Raw genomic sequence first — 18,560 nt, forward strand, 5'->3', positions numbered from 1 at the left:
TGGCGAGCCCCTTGTCCTCTTGCCAGAATCAGGCCCGCCCGTCCCGCGGGCTTGGTCCGCCGTGAACAGATTTGGACATGTCGTTTTAACCATGATTTCCGGAGCCGCCTTTGAACCCTCGCCTTGTGCTGCTGATTGCATCTGCAGCGTTGATTTCTGTTTTGACATTGACCCAGACCGCTCAGTTGATCGCCACGGACCCGGTTGTCTGGCACATGGTGAACGTCAATGATGAGGTTTCACAAGGTGACGCCCACCTTCTAACGACGTCACTCGGGATGTCCGTTTTGATCGACGTCGGCGGCTACGAGTCTGCAAAACGAAAACTGCTGCCTTACCTTCGGGCGCAGCACATCGAGTCCGTTGACCATGTTTTTGTGACCCACCCTCACAAAGACCACTATGGTGGACTGATGGCCTTGATGGAGGGCGGCATACGGTTCAAGAAGGTGTATTTCAATCTCCCTGACAAGCCCACTTGCGACGCTGAAATACCTTGGGGGTGCGACTACAAGGACGTTCTGGCCGTTCAGGCCCGTATCAAGGGTTCGGGGGCAGAGCTTTCGACGGTAGGCCAGCGGTTTCGGGTCGACCTGGGCTTTCGTTCCCATCTGACGGTGATCTACGCTTTTGACAACACCAGCACCCCGGTTGGACCGCTTGACATCAATGACATGTCATTGATTATCCGGTTTCGGCATCAGGACAGTTCTGTCTTGTTCACGGGGGATTTGAATGCGCTGATTGGGCACTATTTGTCCCAGGTGAATGAGGATTTGCACGCCACCATTCTGAAAGTGCCGCATCACGGAACTGAGGGTGTCGCGCCGAATGCATTTTTCGAGAAGGTGAACCCAGAAATAGCCATGGTGCCTGCGCCTCTCTGGCTTTGGTGCAGTGCCCGGAGCGAGCGCATCCGGCATTGGCACGACGCCCACCACGTTCCCACCTATGTCAATGGCATCCATGGCCATGTGGTGACGACCTTTGGTGACCATGGGGCCGTCGTGGCCGCAGAACACGGTGAAAGGTCGAGAAATCCCCTATTGATGTGCGCTGAGTCTGGACAGGGTGGCTTGCCTGCGTTCGCGCAATGACCGGAAGCTTGCGGCACCCCTCTGCTGTCGGGTGTGTGCGGGGGCCACGGCAACCTGTCGAGCAGGGGGCTTGTGGGGAAACCGGGTCCGGGCCGACGTGTGCTGGCGACGCAGGGCTGGCGCCATATCTGCAAGTGGGTTGAGGGAGCGCACCTGAATTGGATCGCTCGATCACCTTGGTTTCAACGTAGCATGGTGCCAATAGCCTCCAGTGAAAGACCTTTATGACCGATACCAACCTCCCCACATTCGATGGCCGGGCCTTCATCAATGGCGACCGCGTTGCCGCGATCAGTGGCCAGACCTTTGATTGCATTTCACCCGTTGATGGCCGTGTCCTGACCGCTGTGGCCCGCAGTGGTGAGGCCGATGTCAACGCGGCGGTGGCCGCCGCCCGGGCGGCCTTTGAAGACCGCCGCTGGAGCGGCATGGCGCCGGCCGCGCGCAAGCGCGTGATGATCAAGTTTGCCGACCTGGTGGCCGCTGCGGGCGACGAACTGGCGCTGACCGAGGCGCTGGACATGGGCAAGCCGGTGAAGTACGCCAAGGGTGTGGACGTGAACGCGGCGGCCAACTGCATCCGCTGGTACGGCGAAGCGGTGGACAAAATTTACGACGAGATCGCCCCTACGGCCGACACGGCGCTGGCGCTGATCACGCGCCAGCCGGTGGGGGTGGTGGGTGTGATCGTGCCCTGGAACTACCCCATGATCATGGCGGCCTGGAAGATTGCGCCGGCTTTGGCGGCGGGCAATTCGGTGGTGCTGAAGCCCAGCGAGAAATCGCCTTTGACGGCATTGCGTCTGGCCGAGCTGGCCTTGCAAGCGGGCATTCCCGCTGGCGTATTCAATGTGGTGCCGGGTTTTGGTCCGGAAGCGGGCTCGCCGCTGGCGCTGCACATGGACGTGGACTGCATTGCATTCACGGGCTCCACCCCGGTGGGCAAAAAGATCCACATGATGGCCGGCCAGAGCAATCTGAAGCGGGCCTGGACCGAACTGGGTGGCAAGTCGCCCAACATCGTGTTTGCCGATTGCCCCGATCTGGACCGCTCGGTGGAAGCCGCTGTGGGCAGCATCTTCTTCAACCAGGGCGAGAGCTGCAACGCGCCTTCGCGCCTGTTCGTGGAAGAGAGCATCAAAGATGCCTTCCTGGAAAAGGCGCTCAAGCTGGTGCCGGGCTATCAGCCGGGCAACCCGCTGGACAAGAACACGGTCATGGGCGCGATTGTTGACCAGGTGCAGCTGGACAATGTGATGCGCTACATCGGCCTGGGCCAGAGCGAAGGCGCGAAGCTGCTGGCTGGTGGCGCGCTGGCTTCGCCCGTGGCGGGTGGCTGCTATGTGCAGCCGACGATTTTTGACGGCGTGAAGCCGGAGATGACGATTGCGCGCGAAGAGATTTTTGGCCCGGTGCTGTCGGTGCTGAGCTTCAGCGACGCGGCCGACGTGGTGAAGCAGGCAAATGCCAGCGTGTATGGCTTGCAGGCTGCGGTGTGGACGCGGGACATCAACAAGGCCCATGGCGTGGCACGGGCTTTGCGTGCCGGCACTGTGCACGTGAACTCTTACGACGAAGATGACATCACAGTACCGTTCGGGGGCTTCAAACAGAGCGGCGTGGGGCGCGACAAGTCGTTGCACGCGTTTGACAAATACACCGAGACGAAGACAACCTGGATTCGTATCGATTCCCCGCTGTAAGCGGGGAATCGCCCCCCGCGCCGCTTCGCGTCACCCCCCGAGGGGGCGGCACTGGCGGCCGGGCAAAGCCCGTTCCGCGGTGCCCTGGGTGAAGGCATAGCGCGCCGGACACATTTTTTCTTTTTTCGATGGAGGCTTCCATGAACGCTATGAACGACATCAAGACCGACCACACCAATGCCGCCTGGCATGCCCGCCGCCTCGCGGCCACGCCGCGTGGTGTGGGGGTGATGAGTGATTTTTTCATCGAGCGCGCCAAGAACGCGGAGCTCTGGGACATCGAGGGGCGGCGTTTCATCGACTTCGCGGGGGGCATCGCGGTGCTCAACACCGGCCATGTGCACCCCAAAGTGCAGGCGGCGATCGCGGCGCAGCTGGAGCGGTTCACGCACAGCTGTTACCAGGTGGTGCCGTACACGGAATACGTGTCGCTGGCCGAGCGTATCAACGCCATGGTGCCGATTGACGGGCCGGTTAAGACGGCGTTTTTCTCGACCGGCGCCGAAGCTGTGGAAAACGCGGTGAAGATTGCGCGCGCTTCGACCGGTCGCAGTGGCGTGATCGCGTTTGGTGGCGCCTTCCACGGGCGCAGTCTGTTTGCGGTGGCGATGACGGGCAAGGTGCAGCCCTACAAGGCCGGCTTCGGGCCGTTCCCGCCCGAGATTTACCACGTGCCGTTCCCTTGCCATTGTTCGTCGCTGGACGAAACGAAGTACGCGATGGAGCAGCTGTTCAAGTGCGACATCGACCCGTCGCGTGTGGCCGCCATCATCTTTGAGCCGGTGCAAGGCGAGGGCGGGTTCAACCCCATCCAGCCGGCGGCCGTGAAGTGGTTGCGCGAGCTGTGTGATCAACACGGCATCTTGCTGATCGCCGACGAGGTGCAGACCGGTTTTGCGCGCACGGGCAAGATGTTTGCCATGGAGCACTACGGTGTGAGCCCCGATCTGATGACGCTGGCCAAGAGCATGGCGGGCGGCACCACGCTGTCGGCGGTGTGCGGCAAGCAGGCCATCATGGATGGCCCTTCGCCCGGCGGTCTGGGCGGCACCTATGCGGGCAATCCGCTGGCGGTGGCGGCGTCCCACGCGGTGATCGACGTGATGCTGGAAGAGAAGTTGCCTGAGCGGGCGCAGAAGCTGGGCGACCAGCTGGTGGCCCGGCTGAACACGGCCAAGGCGAAGTACAAGCGCATGGGCGATGTGCGCGGTCTGGGCGCCATGGTGGCTTGCGAGTTTGTCGACCCGGCCACGGGTGCGCCCGATGCCGACATGACGAAGAAGGTGCAGGCGGCCGCGCTCAAGCGGGGCTTGTTGCTGCTGACCTGTGGGGTCTACGGCAACGTGATGCGTTTCCTGTTCCCGCTCACCATCGAAGACAGCGTGTTTGCCGAAGGTCTGGAGGTGTTCGATGCGGCGTTGGCTGAAGCATTGAACTGACCGGTTCGGGCCATGAAGTCAGCGCCAAAGCGGGTGGGGTCGGTAGCGACGCCACCCGCTTTTTTGTGGGCGGCGCTTACTTCTTTTTCATGGCGCAGGTGCTGAAGCCCAGAATAGCGTAGGGCGGGCACCAGCCCATGAGGGCTGTGACCAGAGGCACAACGCCGATCCAGCCCCAGATGCCGATGGCACCGGTGGCGGTGGCGGCGATGAGTGCCAGGCCGATAACGGCGCGCAGGATGCGGTCCAGGCTGCCAATGTTTTTGGTCATGTGAAGACTCCTGAAAAGGGATGGGGTGGGCCACTGTTGGGCAACTTCAGGCGCTGTTGGGTTGTCAGTGGGTCTGGGTGCATTGAACCCCAGCGGCGGTGAATCGTTTGTGACCTGGGTCACCAATCGGTGCGTACGAACCGGTTTACCGAGCCACCAGTGCCGCCAGGGTGCGCAAACCCGAGCTGTCCCGGACTGTGATGCATTCGCGCGCGAGTTCAACCAGGCCGTCGCGTTCAAAGCGGTGCAGCAGGCGGGTGACCATTTCGCGCACAGTGCCGAGTTCGTCGGCCAAGGCCTGGTGGGTGACCCGCACCTGCTGGCCGTGGCCGAGCAAAGCCGCAGCCAGGCGGCTGTCGAGCCGTTGAAACGCCACGGCGTCGATCAGGGCGGTCAGGTCGGCCATGCGTGCAGCGAACAGGCCGAGCACATAGCTTCGAAACACGGCATCAGCCAGGGCGGCCTCGAAGTCGGCGGGCGCGAGCAGGGTGAGGGTGGTGGGACCAGTGGTCACTGCGTGGGCGCTGAGTGGCTGGTGGGCAAACAGGCTGGCGGACGAGACCAGACACATCTCACCCGGCGAGACACGGTAAAGCTCCAGCTCGCGACCGTTGGCCCCACTGCGCGAAACCCGCACTTCGCCTTGTATCACCATGGGAAATCCCTGGCAGGCCTGGTTCTCCTGAAACAGTGGCGTGTCTGCCGGAACGGCCAGGGTTTGCAGCTTGGGCCACAGCGCGGGCAGTCCGCCCAGCGCGGGGTAGAGCGCCAGCAGTTTTTCAGCAATGGGGGTGTCGGCCATGCGGCATTGTAGGAGTGTGTCGCCTCGACTGTGCGAGGCGCAGTTGGGTTGGCGATTCGAATGAATGGATAAAGTTCTTTCAATTTATTTGAATTAAGGATTCAAGCGCTTTGACCGTGCCGGCCTGGCGAGTTGCCTAAACTGGGACCCATGAAGCCGACCGTTGTTCGTTATCACTTTGTTTCCCGCTTGCTGCATGCCGTGCTCGGGCTGGCACTGGTGGGCCTGTTTGCGGTGGGCCTGTACATGGCAGACCTGCCGTTTTCGCCCGATCGTTTGAAGCTCTACAACTGGCACAAGTGGGCCGGCGTCACGGTGCTGACACTGGCGTTTGTGCGCTTGATATGGCGTCTGACGCACCGTCCGCCCGCCTTGCCCAAAGCCATTTCGCAGGCCATGCCGTCCTGGCAGCATGTCGCCAGTGAAGCCACCCATGTGGGCTTGTATGTGCTGTTTTTCGCCGTTCCCCTGGCCGGCTGGGCCTACAGCTCTGCGGCCGGTTTCCCCATCGTGCCCTTTGGGCTGTTCCAGTTGCCCGATTTTGTGCCCGTAAGCGAGGGTCTGGCCGATGTGCTCAAGCCGGTGCACAAATTCAGTGCCTATGCCATGGCGGCGTTGGTGGTGCTGCATGTGGCCGGCGCGCTGAAACACCAGTTCATTGACCGCGATGGCTTGCTGAGTCGCATGGGCTTCGGCCCGATCCCCCGTGCTTCGTCGCGGTCGACCATATAAATATTTGGAGTTTTTTGATGCCATTCCGCTTCACCCTGACCGCACTCGCTCTCGCAAGCCTGTCGCCGTTGACCGCGTTCGCACAACAGGCTTTGGTGCCCGCGCAGAGCGAAATCCAGTTTGTGAGCAAACAAATGGGCGTGCCTGTTGAAGGCAAGTTCAAGACCTTCAGCGCGCAGGTGGCGTTTGACCCGGCCAAGTTGGCCACCAGCAAGATTGCGTTCACCGTGGACACGGGCAGTGTCGACATCAGCCGCGAGGCCAATGCCGAGCTGCCCAAGCCGGTCTGGTTCAACGTGGCCAAGTTTCCGCAAGCCACCTTCCAGTCGAGCAGCATCAAGCGCATCGACGCGAGCAAGTTCGAGGTGGCCGGCAAGCTCAGCATCAAGGGCTTGAGCAGCGATGTGGTCGTGCCGGTGACCCTGGCGCAAAGCGGTGCCACCACCATCGCCACCGGTGCTTTTCCGATCAAACGCCTGACCTTCCGCATTGGCGAGCAGGAGTGGTCCGACACCTCGATGGTGGCCGATGACGTGCAGGTCAAGTTCAAGTTGGCCTTGACTGGCGTCGCGAAACTGTGAATGCCCTTGGCCGCATTGCGTCTTCCCCCTCAAGAGGGATGACTCTGGCGGTCTGCTGAAGACCGCGCCATGCGGAGCGCTGGCTTTTCACCACATACTCCGATCTAATTTGTTAGTTTTTCATCCCTCCAACAGGAAATCAACCATGCGCAAATCCCTTACCTTGCTGGCCGCAGCCGCCGTTTTGTCCACCGCGGGCATCGCCCAGGGGGCCGATTACGCGATCGACCCGACCCACACCTTCGCCACGTTTGAGATCGGCCACTTCGGCGCCAGCGTGAACCGCGCCCGTTTCGACAAAAAGGAAGGCACGATCAGCTTTGACAAAGCCGCCAAAACCGGCAAGGCCGATATTTCCATCGACATCACCTCGGTGAATTCCGGCACCGCCGCTTTCGACAAGCACCTGCAAAGCCCGGACATCTTCAACGCCGCCAAATTCCCCAAGGCACGCTTCGTGTCCGAGAAATTCGTGTTCAATGGCGACAAGGTCAGCGAAGTCGTGGGCCAGTTGACGCTGCTGGATAAAACCATGCCGGTCACCCTCAAGGCCAACCAGTTCAATTGCTACGAGAGCCCGATGCTCAAGCGCGAAGTGTGTGGCGGGGACTTTGAAGCCACCATCGACCGCACCGCTTTCGGCGTGAACTACGGCGTGGATTGGGGCTTCCCGAAAAGCGTTCGCCTGGTGATGCAGATCGAGGCAGTGAAGCAGTAAGCCCCCCTGCTGCGCGGGGGGACCACACCTGCGGACTGGCGGAGCCAGATCCGCGGTGTGACTGGGGTGGGGTGCTGCGCTCCGCTTGCGTCTCTGGTGCTCCAAACCAATGGTCAAAGGCCCGCTGTTGCGGGCCTTTTTCATGGGCGCTGTTGGTTGCCTTGTGGTGAGAGCGCCTCAACGGCCGCGGGATCGGTGAGGAAGTCGAGGAAGAGCCTGATCAGGCCATCCTTGGGGGCGTTGGGTGGCCAGACGGCGTAGACGCTGGCGGGCTCCATGGTCCAGCCTTCCAGCACGTATTGCAGGTGGTTGGCGGCCACTTCAGGTTCCGCCAGGAACGCCGGTATCACCGCCAGCCCCAAACCCGACCGCGCCATCTGGCACACCGCATTCAGGCTGTTCACGCTGATGCGCGCGCGCTTCTTGTCGATGGTTTCGCGCTGGCCGGCACGCAGGAAGGTGATGCTTTTCTGCCCTGCTGGCACCAGCTCCAGCCAGTCCCAGTCGATGAGGTCGTTGGGTGCGCCGGGCGCCGCACGGGTGGCCATATAGGTCGGGGAAGCCACCAGTCGGCGGGTTACCTCAAACAGTTTCTTGGCTTTGAGCGCGCTGTCTTTCATCGCACCCACCCGGATCGCGATGTCGAACCCGTCCACGATCAGGTCGCGACGGGTGTCGAAGAAGTCGATGGACAGGTTGACTTTGGGGTACGCCAGCCCGAATTGGGCGATCTGGTCAGTCAGCTTCGATTGCACCAGACCGGCCGGCACGGTCAGGCGCAAGGTGCCTGAGGGTTGCGCCGATTGGTAGGCGATGTCTTGCAGGCCGGATTCGGCCGCATCGATCATGGTGTGTGCGGCGGTGAGCAGGCGCTCGCCTGCAGGGGTGAGCGACAGCTTGCGCGTCGAGCGGTGCAGCAGGGCGGTGCCCAGGCGCTGCTCCAGCTGCCCGACATGGTGGCTGACCACCGAGGGAGAGAGCTGGAGCGCCAGCGCGGCGCCCCGGAAGGAACCGTGATCCACGGTCTTGGCAAAGATGGCGATCTGGCGCAGTTCTTCCAGCATTATGTAAAAAATCAGAACAGTGAAATGCAACAAGCGCATCTTATCTTTTAATCAAGATTCACGGATCATCCTTTCACACCGGTGCCTGAAACAAACCCCGTTCGATTTTGAACAAGATCTGGAGTGTGAAAAATGAAAAACCTGAAACACCTGTTGGCCGCCGCCGCGCTCTTCGGCGCCTTGATCAACCCCGCTTTGGCTGACGACAAGGCGGTGGTGCAGAAGTTCTACGACTTCGTGAGCAACCCCGCGTCGACCGAGTCCGCTGCGGCGTTCAAAGCTGTGACGGCCGACAACTTCCAGAGCATTGGCGACTATTCGGGCAAAGCCAAATCGCGCGATGCCTTCATCGGTCAGGTCGGTGGCTTTGCCCAGCTGATTCCCGATTTGAAGTGGGCGCCGCAAGAAATGATCGAGCAGGGCGGCAAGGTGGTTGTTCGCAGCCGCGCGACCGGTACGCCCAAGGGTCTGCTGTTCGGCGTGGACGGCAAGGGCAAGGGCTTCGACATCATGTCCATCGATATTCACACCCTGGTCGACGGCAAGATCGTCCAGACCCACCACGTTGAAGACTGGTCCAGCGCACTCCGCCAACTGAGCGCCCAGTGAACCCCGGCATCAGCATGCAACGCAGAACCCTACTCACCCGCTCGATCGGCGCCACTTTGGCGCTGATCCTCACCCAACACGCAGGAGCATCTTCCATGGACACAACCACCCAAACTTCCTTTGACACCGTGATGGCCTTTATGGGCGCCATGGGCAAAGGCGACATGAAGACCATGTCGGACCTGATGGCCGACGACATGGTCTGGCACAACGAAGGCGACAAATCCATGCCGTGGATCGGCCCGTGGAATGGCAAAGCGAAGATTTTTGAATTCCTGCCGATCTTTGGCGCGAATTTCAAAACCACCGCCTGGGACAACACCGACGCCTTTGCTTCGGGCGACACCGTGGCGGTGTTCGGCAAGATGAACGGGGTCACCACCAAGTCGGGCAAGGAAATTGGGGCATTCACCTTCGCCCTGCGCGCCAAGGTGCGTGATGGCAAGGTGGTGTTGTGGCACTGGTTCGAGGACAGCTACGCGGTGAGCAAAGCATTCCACGGCTGATCGAGCCGCTGAGACCGGAGACCCTTCCGGTTTTCTTTGAAGGCATGGCCGCAAGCCATGCCTTCGCCGCTTTCGGTTGTCGATCATTCGGTGGCAGCGTTTCCCCACTGTGGGGATATCCGATGGCCAAACTTTCGAACGCCTAAATCCCTCTGTGGATCAATGTGGTCCAGGCCCTGCTCGCAGCCATCATGCTGCAGCAAACCTACATGTTCAAGGTTGACCACGCCTCTGTCTGAGCGGCCGATGCCGACCTTCCTTGAGCGGCTGTGCTGGTATGCCGCTCGCTGAGCACCCGGCTGGTTGAGCGCTCAGGGTTGCGTGGCCAGTTCCAGCGTGTTTAGAAAATGCAGCGCATGCACCCGGTCCTCGCCGCACATTTCCGCGCTGGGCGGCAGCGAGCTGCACACCGCTGGCCGCTCGGGCAAGCCGAACAGCTTGCACATCAGTGCTTCGTCCAGGTGGGGGCAGGGCACTCCCGCCGGTTTGCCGTTGGGCAAGCCGGGCATCGGGCTGCTGATGGAGGGCGCAGTGCAGCAGGCGGCGCAGCCGGGACGACAGTCCATCAGGCTTTCTGGAACTGGCGCGTGGCCCACAAGACCTGATCGACCACGGCCTTGACATTGCTGCGTGCAAAGTCTGTAGACAGCTGGCCATCGGGGTCGAAAGCCTCGGACGCCCTGGACAGGGCGAACTGCCTGGGTGCGACCCAGCATTGCAGGTTCAGCATCAAAGGCGTGAGGTGGCTCAGGCTGCGCAAACCGCCGAGCGCGCCGGGCGAGGCGGCCAACAGGCCCACCACTTTGCCGGTGAAGGCCTTGGTGCCGTTGCTCCACTCGGGGTCGCCCTTGATGGGGCTGGACACCCAGTCGATGGTGTTTTTCAGCAGGGCGGTGTAGCTGCCGTTGTATTCGGGCGAGCAGATCAGCCAGGCCGGGTGGGCATGGAAAATTTCCTTCAGGCGCACCACGTCGCGCGGGGTGCCCTTGGCCTCCAGGTCGGCGTTGTAGAGCGGGATATCAAAATCGGCCAGCTCCAGGTGGGTGACTTGTGCGCCTTCGGCGGTGGCGATGGTGGCCACGGCACCGGCGAGTTGGCGGTTCCAGGATTGGGCGCGGGTGCTGCCCGCGAAGACGAGGGTGGGGGTTTGTGTGCTCATGGGCTTGATTGTCGGTGATGTGGGGCTTTGGGCTGCGGCGCACGCCATGGGCAAAGATGGGACAATTGCGGCCTGCTAGTCGGGCCCGGATCGGCCCGGCGCCATGCGGTGTTTCACGTGAAACATTGCTTCATTGACGAGGCTGCCAGCAGGGCAGCGCTCAGGAGTTCGGTATGTTGTACCCCCAGGAATTTGATGTGATCGTGGTTGGCGGTGGCCATGCCGGCACCGAGGCTGCGCTGGCCGCCGCGCGCATGGGCAGCAAAACGCTGCTGTTGACCCACAACATCGAGACACTGGGTCAGATGAGCTGCAACCCCAGCATCGGTGGCATCGGCAAGGGCCACCTGGTGAAAGAGGTGGATGCCTTGGGCGGGGCGATGGCGCTGGCGACGGACGAAGGCGGCATCCAGTTCCGCATCCTGAACAGTTCCAAGGGCCCGGCTGTGCGCGCCACCCGTGCCCAGGCCGACCGCATTTTGTACAAGGCGGCCATCCGCCGCATGCTGGAAAACCAGCCCAACCTCTGGCTCTTCCAGCAGGCGGTGGACGATCTGATGATCGAGGGCGACCGTGTCGTGGGCGCCGTCACCCAGGTGGGTATCCAGTTTCGCGGCCGCACCGTGGTGCTCACGGCGGGCACCTTCCTCGATGGCAAGATCCATGTGGGGCTGAACAACTACGCGGCGGGCCGTGCAGGTGATCCGCCGGCGGTGAGCCTGTCGGCCCGGCTGAAAGAGCTGAAACTGCCGCAGGCGCGCCTGAAGACGGGAACGCCTCCGCGCATCGATGGTCTCAGCATCGATTATTCCAAGTGCACCATCCAGCCTGGCGACGGAGTGGCCGGTGGCATGAACCCCGATCTGCCGGTGCCTGTGTTCAGCTTTATGGGGCGCGCGATTCCGCACCCGCAGCAAGTGCCATGCTGGATCACGCACACCAATGAACGCACCCACGACATCATCCGTTCCGGCTTTGACCGAAGCCCCATGTTCACCGGCAAGATCGAAGGTGTGGGACCGCGCTATTGCCCGAGCGTGGAAGACAAGATCAACCGCTTTGCCGACAAGGACAGCCACCAGATTTTTCTGGAGCCCGAGGGCCTGACGACCCACGAGGTCTACCCCAACGGCATCTCCACCAGCCTGCCGTTCGACATCCAGTACGACCTGGTGCGCAGCATGGCGGGCATGGAGAACGCCCACATCATCCGCCCGGGCTACGCGATCGAATACGACTACTTCGATCCGCGCTCGCTGAAAAACAGCTTCGAGACCAAGCAGATCCAGGGCCTGTTCTTTGCCGGGCAGATCAATGGAACGACCGGATACGAAGAAGCGGCGGCCCAGGGTCTGTTCGCCGGGCTCAACGCTGCGTTGCAATGTCGGGGCGAAGACGCCTGGCTGCCGCGCCGCGATGAGGCTTACCTCGGCGTTCTGGTCGATGACCTGGTCACACAGGGCGTGACCGAGCCTTACCGCATGTTTACCAGCCGGGCCGAGTTCCGCCTGCAACTGCGCGAAGACAATGCCGACGCGCGCCTGACAGAAGCGGGACGCAAGATGGGTCTGGTGGACGATGCGCGCTGGGAAGCGTTCAACCGCAAGCGTGAGGCTGTTTCACGTGAAACCGAGCGCCTGAAGACCACCTGGGTGAATCCGCGCAACCTGCCGCCGATCGAGAGCGAGCGGGTCTTGGGCAAAGCCATCGAGCACGAGCACAACCTGTTTGACCTGTTGCGCCGCCCGGGCGTGCACTACGACGCGCTCATGGCCATGAACGATCGCCAGCACCACCATGCGGATGTTTCACGTGAAACGCTGGGTGACCTGCACGCCACCGTGGTGGAGCAGGTGGAGATCGCGGCCAAGTATTCGGGCTACATAGACCGGCAGAAGATTGAAGTGGAGCGGGCGGCCAGCTATGAGGGTTTGAAGTTGCCTGCTGATCTGGACTATTTGCAGGTGACCGCGCTCTCTTTCGAGGCGCGGCAAAAGCTCAGCCAGCACCGGCCCGAAACCCTTGGGCAGGCGGCGCGCATCTCGGGCATCACGCCTGCCAGTATTTCCTTGTTGTTGATTCACCTGAAAAAAGGCGGCTTCAAGGGTTTTGCCACCGTGCCGGTTGCACCGGAAAGTGAAGCCGCGGCATGAGTCGCGATGGTTTGACCGCCGGCCTGCAGCGCCTGGATCTGGCGTTGAGCGAGGCGCAGGTGACGCAGTTGCTGGATTACCTGGCTTTGCTGCAAAAGTGGAACAAGGTTTACAACCTGACGGCGGTGCGCGATCCGGCCGAGATGCTGACGCACCACCTGCTCGACAGTCTGACCGCCATCAAGCCCTTGCTGCGGCAGACGGCAGGCGAACCGGTTCGCCTGCTGGATGTGGGTTCGGGCGGTGGATTGCCCGGGGTGGTGATCGCCATCGTGTGTCCGCACATTGATGTGAGTTGCGTGGACACCGTGGGCAAGAAGGCCGCTTTCATACAGCAAGCGGCGGCCACGCTCAGGTTGTCCAATCTGCGCGGCGTGCATGCGCGGGTGGAAACGCTCAAGGCAGAACAGGGCGGCGGCTTTGACGTGGTTTGTTCGCGGGCATTTGCCTCGCTGGTGGACTTCACCAGTTGGTCGCAGGCCGCACTCAAGCCGGGTGCCGTGTGGATGGCGATGAAGGGCCGACACCCTGTGGACGAGTTGGCTGCCTTGCCCGGGGGCGTTGAGGTGTTTCACGTGGAACAACTGCAAGTACCCGGTCTGGATGCCGAGCGTTGCATCATCTGGATGCGCCCGCAGGGGGGGTGAAGCGTTGAAGGGCTCTGAATTTCGGTCGGGCAGTGCGCCGTTGGCCTTGACGAGCGAAGCCTCACGTAAACTCGGCCCACACCCCCGAAAGTTCACACCATGTTCGGCATCGCAGATTACGGCGCCTTCGTCGCCGCCATTGTCCTGTTTCTGGCCATTCCCGGCCCGGGCAACCTGGCACTCATCACCTCGACCAGCAAGGGCGGCATGCGCGGCGGCCTGGCGGCGACCTTGGGCGTGATCGCGGGCGACCAGGTGTTGATGTGGATGGCGGTGGCCGGTGTGGCCACGATGCTCGCCACCGACCCGACCGTTTTCCATCTGGTGCAGTGGCTGGGAGCCGCCTATCTGGCCTGGCTGGGCCTCAAGATGCTGACGGCCAAGCCAGGCGGCAAACCCGTGATCAACATCAAGCCCCACCACTTTTTCCAGCAGGCCTTGGCCATCACCTTGCTGAACCCCAAGGCCATCGTCTTCTACATGGCGTTTTTCCCGCTGTTTGTGGATCCCGCACACCACCAGGGTTTGATCACCTTTGGCGTGATGGCCGCGACCGTTGCCACGCTCACATTTTTTTATGGTTTGAGTACCACGCTGCTGACCCACTTCCTGGCCGAGCGCATGCGCGCCAGCCCCAAAATCTCCCGAGGGCTGGAAAAGCTGGCGGGTGTGTTCCTCATCGGCTTCGGCGTGAAGCTGGCTTTGTCCAAGTAAGTGCAACTATGAACGATCAATCACCGAGCACCGCAGGGCCAACCCAAGGCGTGAGCGCGCCCATCGAACAGTCTGGAACGGCCAAGATTTTCTGCGTGGCCAACCAGAAAGGCGGGGTGGGGAAAACCACCACCACGGTCAACCTCGCTGCGGGCCTGGCCAAAATCGGCCAGCGTGTCTTGATGGTCGATCTCGACCCGCAAGGCAACGCCACCATGGGCTCGGGCGTGGACAAACGCGCCATGGAGCTCTCTGTGTACGACGTGCTGCTGGAGTCGTCGACGGTGGCCGAGGCCGTGGTCAAGGCCGACAAGTGCGGCTACGACGTGCTGGGAGCCAACCGCGAACTGGCAGGTGCCGAGATCGAACTGGTTGGGCTGGAGCGTCGCGACCAGCGACTGAAAACCGCGCTGGCCGAGGTGGCCAGTCAATACGATTTCATCCTGATCGACTGCCCACCCTCGCTCTCCATGCTGACGCTCAACGGCCTGTGCTGTGCCCACGGCGTGATCGTGCCCATGCAGTGTGAGTACTTTGCGCTCGAGGGGCTGACCGACCTGGTCAACACCATCAAGCAGGTGCACGCCAACCTCAACCGCGACCTGCAGATCATCGGGCTGCTGCGCGTGATGTTCGATCCGCGCATCACCCTGCAAATGCAGGTCAGTGACCAGCTCAAGGCCCACTTTGGCGACAAGGTGTTCGACAGCGTGATCCCTCGCAACGTGCGCCTTGCAGAAGCGCCCAGCTATGGCTTGCCGGGCGTCGTTTTCGATCCGAATGCCAAGGGTAGCCAGGCGTTTCTGGCGTTTGCCAGCGAGATGGTGCAGCGCATCAAAACGATGTGAACGGAAGGTGTTTCACGTGAAACCTCAGAACGTACTCATTCTTCCCGGTTGGCAAAGCAGCGGTCCTGACCACTGGCAAAGCCTGTGGGAAACCCAATACGGCTACCACCGCGTGGACCAACACGACTGGATGACCCCGCGCCGCGGCGACTGGATGGCGCAGCTGGAAGAGACCATTCTGGCCACCGACGGCCCCGTGGTTCTGGTCGCCCACAGCCTGGGATGCATCCTCACTGCGGCCTGGGCATCGCACTCGAAAAACACCCACCGCGTGAAGGCCGCTTTGCTGGTCGCACCGGGCGACGCGGAACGGGAAGCACTGCAAGGCGTGTTGCCCAGCTGGTCGCCTGTGCCTATGCAGCTGTTGCCTTTCCCTAGCCAATTGGTCGGTAGCCGCGACGACCCCTATTGCAGTTTCGACCGTGTACAGGCCATGGGAACTGCCTGGGGCTCCACGTTTACCGATCTGGGCAACGCCGGGCACATCAACGCGGAGACAGGGTTGGGCGCTTGGGCGTTTGGCCACGGCATGCTGCGCCAACTCATTGAAATGAAAGATAACTGACCATGGCAACCAAAAAACCCAAAGGCCTAGGCCGCGGACTCGAAGCCCTGCTGGGCCCCAAAGTGGTGGATGCCGCCTCGCCCGATGCACAGGAAACCGGGCGCACGGCCCAGTTGCCCTCGACCCTGGCGGTGACCGAGATGGTCGCGGGCCAGTACCAGCCGCGCACCCACATGGACGAGGGCGCTTTGTACGAGCTGGCCGAGTCGATCAAGCTGCAGGGCGTGATGCAGCCGATTCTGGTGCGCCAGTTGAAGAGCGGTGACAACGCCGGCAAATACGAAATCATCGCCGGCGAGCGGCGCTTCCGGGCTTCCAAACTGGCGGGGCTGGACACGGTGCCGGTGCTGGTGCGCGATGTGCCCGACGAGGCCGCTGCGGCCATGGCGCTGATCGAGAACATGCAGCGCGAAGACCTGAACCCACTGGAAGAAGCCCAGGGTTTACAACGTCTGGTGAAAGAGTTTGGACTCACTCACGAGCAGGCGGCCCAGGCCGTGGGCCGCTCGCGCAGTGCGGCCTCCAACCTGCTGCGCTTGCTGCAGCTGGCCGAGCCGGTGCAGACCATGTTGATGGCCGGCGACCTCGATATGGGCCACGCCCGTGCCTTGCTCACGCTGGACCGCGCCACCCAGATCACGGCGGGTACCCAGATCGCGACGCGGAAGATGTCGGTGCGTGAAGCCGAAAGCCTGGTGAAAAAACTGGGCGCCGAATTCGCGTTGGCGCCACAGAAGCTCAAAAAAGAGAAGTCGCGCGACGTCAAGCGCGTGGAAGAAGAGCTTTCTGATTTGCTGGCTGCCGACGTGGAAGTGCGCATTAAAAAACGGGTCAAGCGCCATGGCCGTTTCGAGGAAATGGGCGAGCTGGCGATTCAGTTCGGTTCTCTGGACGAACTCAACGGCTTCATCGACCGCCTGCGCGGCACCGCCCGCTAAAGCCTTCGCCGAAATGAAAAAGGTCTCCCAAGGGAGACCTTTTTTCTTGGTGCCAGCGCTGCCCCCTGGGGAGCCTCGAAAGCAACGAGGGAGGCAACGGCTGCGAATCGAGGCGTGGCCAGGAACGCCCATCTTCAAACCCAGAACGCCGTGGGTCCGGCTTCGCCGGCCCGCCAGCGTTGCCCCCCGGGGAGCCTCGAAAGCAACGAGGGGAGCAACGGCTGCGAATCGAGGCGTGGCCAGGAACGCCCATCTTCAAACCCAGAACGCCGTGGGTCCGGCTTCGCCGGCCCGCCAGCGTTGCCCCCTGGGGGGTGACGCCGAAGGCGGCGCGGGGGGGATCAGTTACCCACCTTCAGCTGACCGCCCTTGCCCAGGCCGCCTTTGACTTCCTGTGCCTTGTAGTTGCGCAGCGAAATCACCATGTTGTTGTAGGCGTCGGTGAAAGCGGCCACGGTGGCTTTACCGGCTGGGGTGCGGGAGAAGCCGCCCAGTGCGCCGCCAGCGCTGGGGCCAAAGGCGCCCAGGGCCGCGCCATAGTTGGTGGCTGTGGCGTTGCCTTCGGAGATGGCAATTTGCACTCCCGAGCGGATGTCCAGCAGCGTCATGGTCACCACCGAAGCCTTGCTTTCCAGCGAACCGGCAAGCACGCCCAGGTTGCGGTTGCGCGAGCCCAGCAAGCCACCCAACGCGCCAGCCAGCTGGCCGGTGGACTCGTTGTCAATGATCACGGCGGGTTCCAGGTAGTAGTCGGCCGCCACGCGCTGGCCTTTTTGCTGCTTGGACCCGGCGCGGAACTCGCCCGAATTGCGCTGCTTGTCTGTGATGCCGGAAATCTTGCTCTCGGTGCGGGCGTTGCCGATCGAGGTGATCACAAAACAGTTGGACTGTTGAACAGCCAGGCGGATCAGCGGCTCGATGGTGGTGACCTGGGTCTCGCGACCGAAGCTGCCCCACCATTCTTTGTCGCGACCATCGTCCACCGCCAAGGTACCCAGGGGCGCGTCACAACGCTGCAACGAGCTGTTGGCGCCCACGCTGGTTGCGCCTCCGGCCGAGCCAGAAGCGGCGGTGGAGTTGCCGCCCGTGGAGACGATGCCGCCGCCAGGGGTCACGCAACCGGCCAGAGCCATGGTGGCGGCCAGAGCGGCCCAGCGGATATTGGTGTTCAAAGTTTTCATGGGATTCACTTTCTCAAAAATCGAAACGGTTGACTGAATGAAATCGAAAAGGGTTGGGCTGGGGGCTCAGCGGTAGTACCAGCCGCGCGGGCCCCAGGTTCCGTAATAGGTGTAGCCGCTGTACCAATAGCCGTACCAGGATTTGCGGTAGGTCTCGCGCAACCGGTACAGCTCTTGTTCGTCATTTTTGGCGCTCCGGGCCTGGGCGAGCAACTTTTTGGCTTCCTTGTTGCCCTTGCCGGCGGCCATGGACAGCCAGGTTTCTGCCTCTGCCGGGTCCGAGCCCATTTCTTCCAGGCCCATCAGGTAAAAGCGGCCAACGGCCAGCTGGGCTTCAACGTGGCCGCGTTCACCGGCATCGCGCATCCACTGCAATGCCTGGTAGGAATCTTTGCGCACGCCATCACCCCGGAAATAGCGCAAGCCCAGATCCCAGGCCGCGCGAGGATCCTTCTTGGCCATCTCGATCAGTGCTGCGGTGCGCTGTGCTGCAACGGGGTCTTCCGCTTCGACTTGAAAGGTGGACGAGTTCTTCGGGCGGTCGGAGCAGCCGCTCGCATCGCAAATGCGAATGGTGTCATCGTCGCTCGCGTGCGCGAACGGCGCGGCGACCAACGCCAGCACGAAAGGTATGACAAAACGTTTCATAGACGGGCACCTCCCTGGCGCTTTGGTGGAAGAAACAGCCTGAAAGTATAGCCATTGGCGCCACAGGGCACCATGGTGTCCCCCTGTTTGGGTATGTCAATGACATGGCGCAAAGCGACGGTTTCCACCTCTCTCCTGCGGCCCACGCCGCCCACTCGGTGACAATCGTCCTTCGCGGGCGCTGC

General features: G+C 62.1%; 21 protein-coding genes. 14 read left to right on the plus strand and 7 right to left on the minus strand.

Annotated elements, in window-relative coordinates:
* Window positions 1–110: 110 nt before the first annotated feature.
* From LPB072_RS00455 to gabT, 3 genes are all read left to right on the plus strand, one after another.
* Entirely contained in the window at window positions 111–1,097 is a 987-nt protein-coding gene (locus LPB072_RS00455; protein WP_157559208.1) for a ComEC/Rec2 family competence protein, read from the plus strand.
* Between the two features lie 224 nt (window positions 1,098–1,321).
* Window positions 1,322–2,800 (plus strand): aldehyde dehydrogenase, encoded by a 1,479-nt coding sequence (locus LPB072_RS00460; RefSeq protein WP_066096896.1) that lies wholly within the window; start codon window positions 1,322–1,324, stop codon window positions 2,798–2,800.
* Window positions 2,801–2,949: 149 nt separating this feature from the next.
* Window positions 2,950–4,239, plus strand: coding sequence for a 4-aminobutyrate--2-oxoglutarate transaminase (gabT, locus tag LPB072_RS00465; RefSeq protein WP_066096898.1), 1,290 nt, complete (start codon window positions 2,950–2,952; stop codon window positions 4,237–4,239).
* A 76-nt stretch (window positions 4,240–4,315) separates the two neighbouring features.
* Here the strand turns inward: gabT and LPB072_RS00470 are convergent, their stop codons facing one another.
* Together LPB072_RS00470 and LPB072_RS00475 are read right to left on the minus strand one after the other, a co-directional pair.
* On the minus strand, window positions 4,316–4,510 hold the full coding sequence (locus tag LPB072_RS00470; RefSeq protein WP_066096901.1) for a YgaP family membrane protein: 195 nt from the start codon (window positions 4,508–4,510) through the stop codon (window positions 4,316–4,318).
* A 145-nt stretch (window positions 4,511–4,655) separates the two neighbouring features.
* The gene (locus tag LPB072_RS00475) at window positions 4,656–5,312 is read right to left on the minus strand and encodes a Crp/Fnr family transcriptional regulator (protein ID WP_066096904.1); all 657 of its coding nucleotides are present in this window, start codon (window positions 5,310–5,312) and stop codon (window positions 4,656–4,658) included.
* 150 nt (window positions 5,313–5,462) lie between these two features.
* Here LPB072_RS00475 and LPB072_RS00480 point away from each other — a divergent pair, with 150 nt between their 5' ends.
* From LPB072_RS00480 to LPB072_RS00490, 3 genes are all read left to right on the plus strand, one after another.
* A complete protein-coding gene (locus tag LPB072_RS00480) occupies window positions 5,463–6,044 on the plus strand; it encodes a cytochrome b (RefSeq protein WP_096349134.1) in 582 nt (193 codons plus the stop codon).
* Between the two features lie 17 nt (window positions 6,045–6,061).
* Window positions 6,062–6,625, plus strand: a complete 564-nt coding sequence (locus tag LPB072_RS00485; RefSeq protein WP_066096907.1) for a YceI family protein — start codon at window positions 6,062–6,064, stop codon at window positions 6,623–6,625.
* 145 nt (window positions 6,626–6,770) lie between these two features.
* Window positions 6,771–7,343, plus strand: a complete 573-nt coding sequence (locus LPB072_RS00490) for a YceI family protein (RefSeq protein WP_066096910.1) — start codon at window positions 6,771–6,773, stop codon at window positions 7,341–7,343.
* Window positions 7,344–7,483: 140 nt separating this feature from the next.
* Here the strand turns inward: LPB072_RS00490 and LPB072_RS00495 are convergent, their stop codons facing one another.
* On the minus strand, window positions 7,484–8,407 hold the full coding sequence (locus LPB072_RS00495; protein ID WP_066097036.1) for a LysR family transcriptional regulator: 924 nt from the start codon (window positions 8,405–8,407) through the stop codon (window positions 7,484–7,486).
* Between the two features lie 132 nt (window positions 8,408–8,539).
* Between LPB072_RS00495 and LPB072_RS00500 the strand changes: the two genes are divergently transcribed.
* Both LPB072_RS00500 and LPB072_RS00505 read left to right on the plus strand, forming a co-directional pair.
* Entirely contained in the window at window positions 8,540–9,016 is a 477-nt protein-coding gene (locus LPB072_RS00500) for an ester cyclase (RefSeq protein WP_066096913.1), read from the plus strand.
* A 95-nt stretch (window positions 9,017–9,111) separates the two neighbouring features.
* Complete coding sequence (locus LPB072_RS00505; RefSeq protein WP_197508885.1) at window positions 9,112–9,522, plus strand: nuclear transport factor 2 family protein; 411 nt, start codon at window positions 9,112–9,114, stop codon at window positions 9,520–9,522.
* A 311-nt stretch (window positions 9,523–9,833) separates the two neighbouring features.
* Here LPB072_RS00505 and LPB072_RS00510 read toward each other — a convergent pair whose 3' ends face one another.
* Together LPB072_RS00510 and LPB072_RS00515 are read right to left on the minus strand one after the other, a co-directional pair.
* Window positions 9,834–10,088 carry a YkgJ family cysteine cluster protein gene (locus tag LPB072_RS00510; RefSeq protein ID WP_066096916.1) on the minus strand — a complete coding sequence of 85 codons (255 nt, stop codon included), beginning with the start codon at window positions 10,086–10,088 and terminating at the stop codon, window positions 9,834–9,836.
* Entirely contained in the window at window positions 10,088–10,681 is a 594-nt protein-coding gene (locus LPB072_RS00515; RefSeq protein ID WP_066097041.1) for an NADPH-dependent FMN reductase, read from the minus strand. The genes LPB072_RS00510 and LPB072_RS00515 overlap by 1 nt, the downstream gene beginning before the upstream one ends.
* A gap of 173 nt (window positions 10,682–10,854) precedes the next feature.
* Here LPB072_RS00515 and mnmG point away from each other — a divergent pair, with 173 nt between their 5' ends.
* The 6 genes from mnmG to LPB072_RS00545 all read left to right on the plus strand — a co-directional run bounded on the left by mnmG (window position 10,855) and on the right by LPB072_RS00545 (window position 16,546).
* Window positions 10,855–12,834, plus strand: a complete 1,980-nt coding sequence (gene mnmG / locus LPB072_RS00520; RefSeq protein ID WP_066096919.1) for a tRNA uridine-5-carboxymethylaminomethyl(34) synthesis enzyme MnmG — start codon at window positions 10,855–10,857, stop codon at window positions 12,832–12,834.
* The gene (rsmG, locus tag LPB072_RS00525; RefSeq protein ID WP_066096922.1) at window positions 12,831–13,481 is read left to right on the plus strand and encodes a 16S rRNA (guanine(527)-N(7))-methyltransferase RsmG; all 651 of its coding nucleotides are present in this window, start codon (window positions 12,831–12,833) and stop codon (window positions 13,479–13,481) included. Before mnmG ends, rsmG begins: the two co-directional genes overlap by 4 nt.
* Before the next feature lie 99 nt (window positions 13,482–13,580).
* Entirely contained in the window at window positions 13,581–14,195 is a 615-nt protein-coding gene (locus tag LPB072_RS00530) for a LysE family transporter (protein WP_066096924.1), read from the plus strand.
* Window positions 14,196–14,203: 8 nt separating this feature from the next.
* Entirely contained in the window at window positions 14,204–15,043 is an 840-nt protein-coding gene (locus tag LPB072_RS00535) for a ParA family protein (RefSeq protein WP_082877192.1), read from the plus strand.
* 16 nt (window positions 15,044–15,059) lie between these two features.
* On the plus strand, window positions 15,060–15,608 hold the full coding sequence (locus tag LPB072_RS00540) for an RBBP9/YdeN family alpha/beta hydrolase (RefSeq protein WP_066096927.1): 549 nt from the start codon (window positions 15,060–15,062) through the stop codon (window positions 15,606–15,608).
* Between the two features lie 2 nt (window positions 15,609–15,610).
* On the plus strand, window positions 15,611–16,546 hold the full coding sequence (locus LPB072_RS00545) for a ParB/RepB/Spo0J family partition protein (protein ID WP_066096932.1): 936 nt from the start codon (window positions 15,611–15,613) through the stop codon (window positions 16,544–16,546).
* Window positions 16,547–16,887: 341 nt separating this feature from the next.
* On the opposite strand, the gene LPB072_RS00550 is transcribed toward LPB072_RS00545, so the two are convergent.
* Window positions 16,888–17,727, minus strand: a complete 840-nt coding sequence (locus LPB072_RS00550) for a hypothetical protein (RefSeq protein ID WP_066097046.1) — start codon at window positions 17,725–17,727, stop codon at window positions 16,888–16,890.
* A gap of 66 nt (window positions 17,728–17,793) precedes the next feature.
* Window positions 17,794–18,375 (minus strand): tetratricopeptide repeat protein, encoded by a 582-nt coding sequence (locus LPB072_RS00555; protein ID WP_066097049.1) that lies wholly within the window; start codon window positions 18,373–18,375, stop codon window positions 17,794–17,796.
* Window positions 18,376–18,560 lie beyond the last annotated feature (185 nt).

It is taken from the genome of Hydrogenophaga crassostreae (genome assembly GCF_001761385.1).
Lineage (GTDB): Bacteria > Pseudomonadota > Gammaproteobacteria > Burkholderiales > Burkholderiaceae_C > Hydrogenophaga > Hydrogenophaga crassostreae.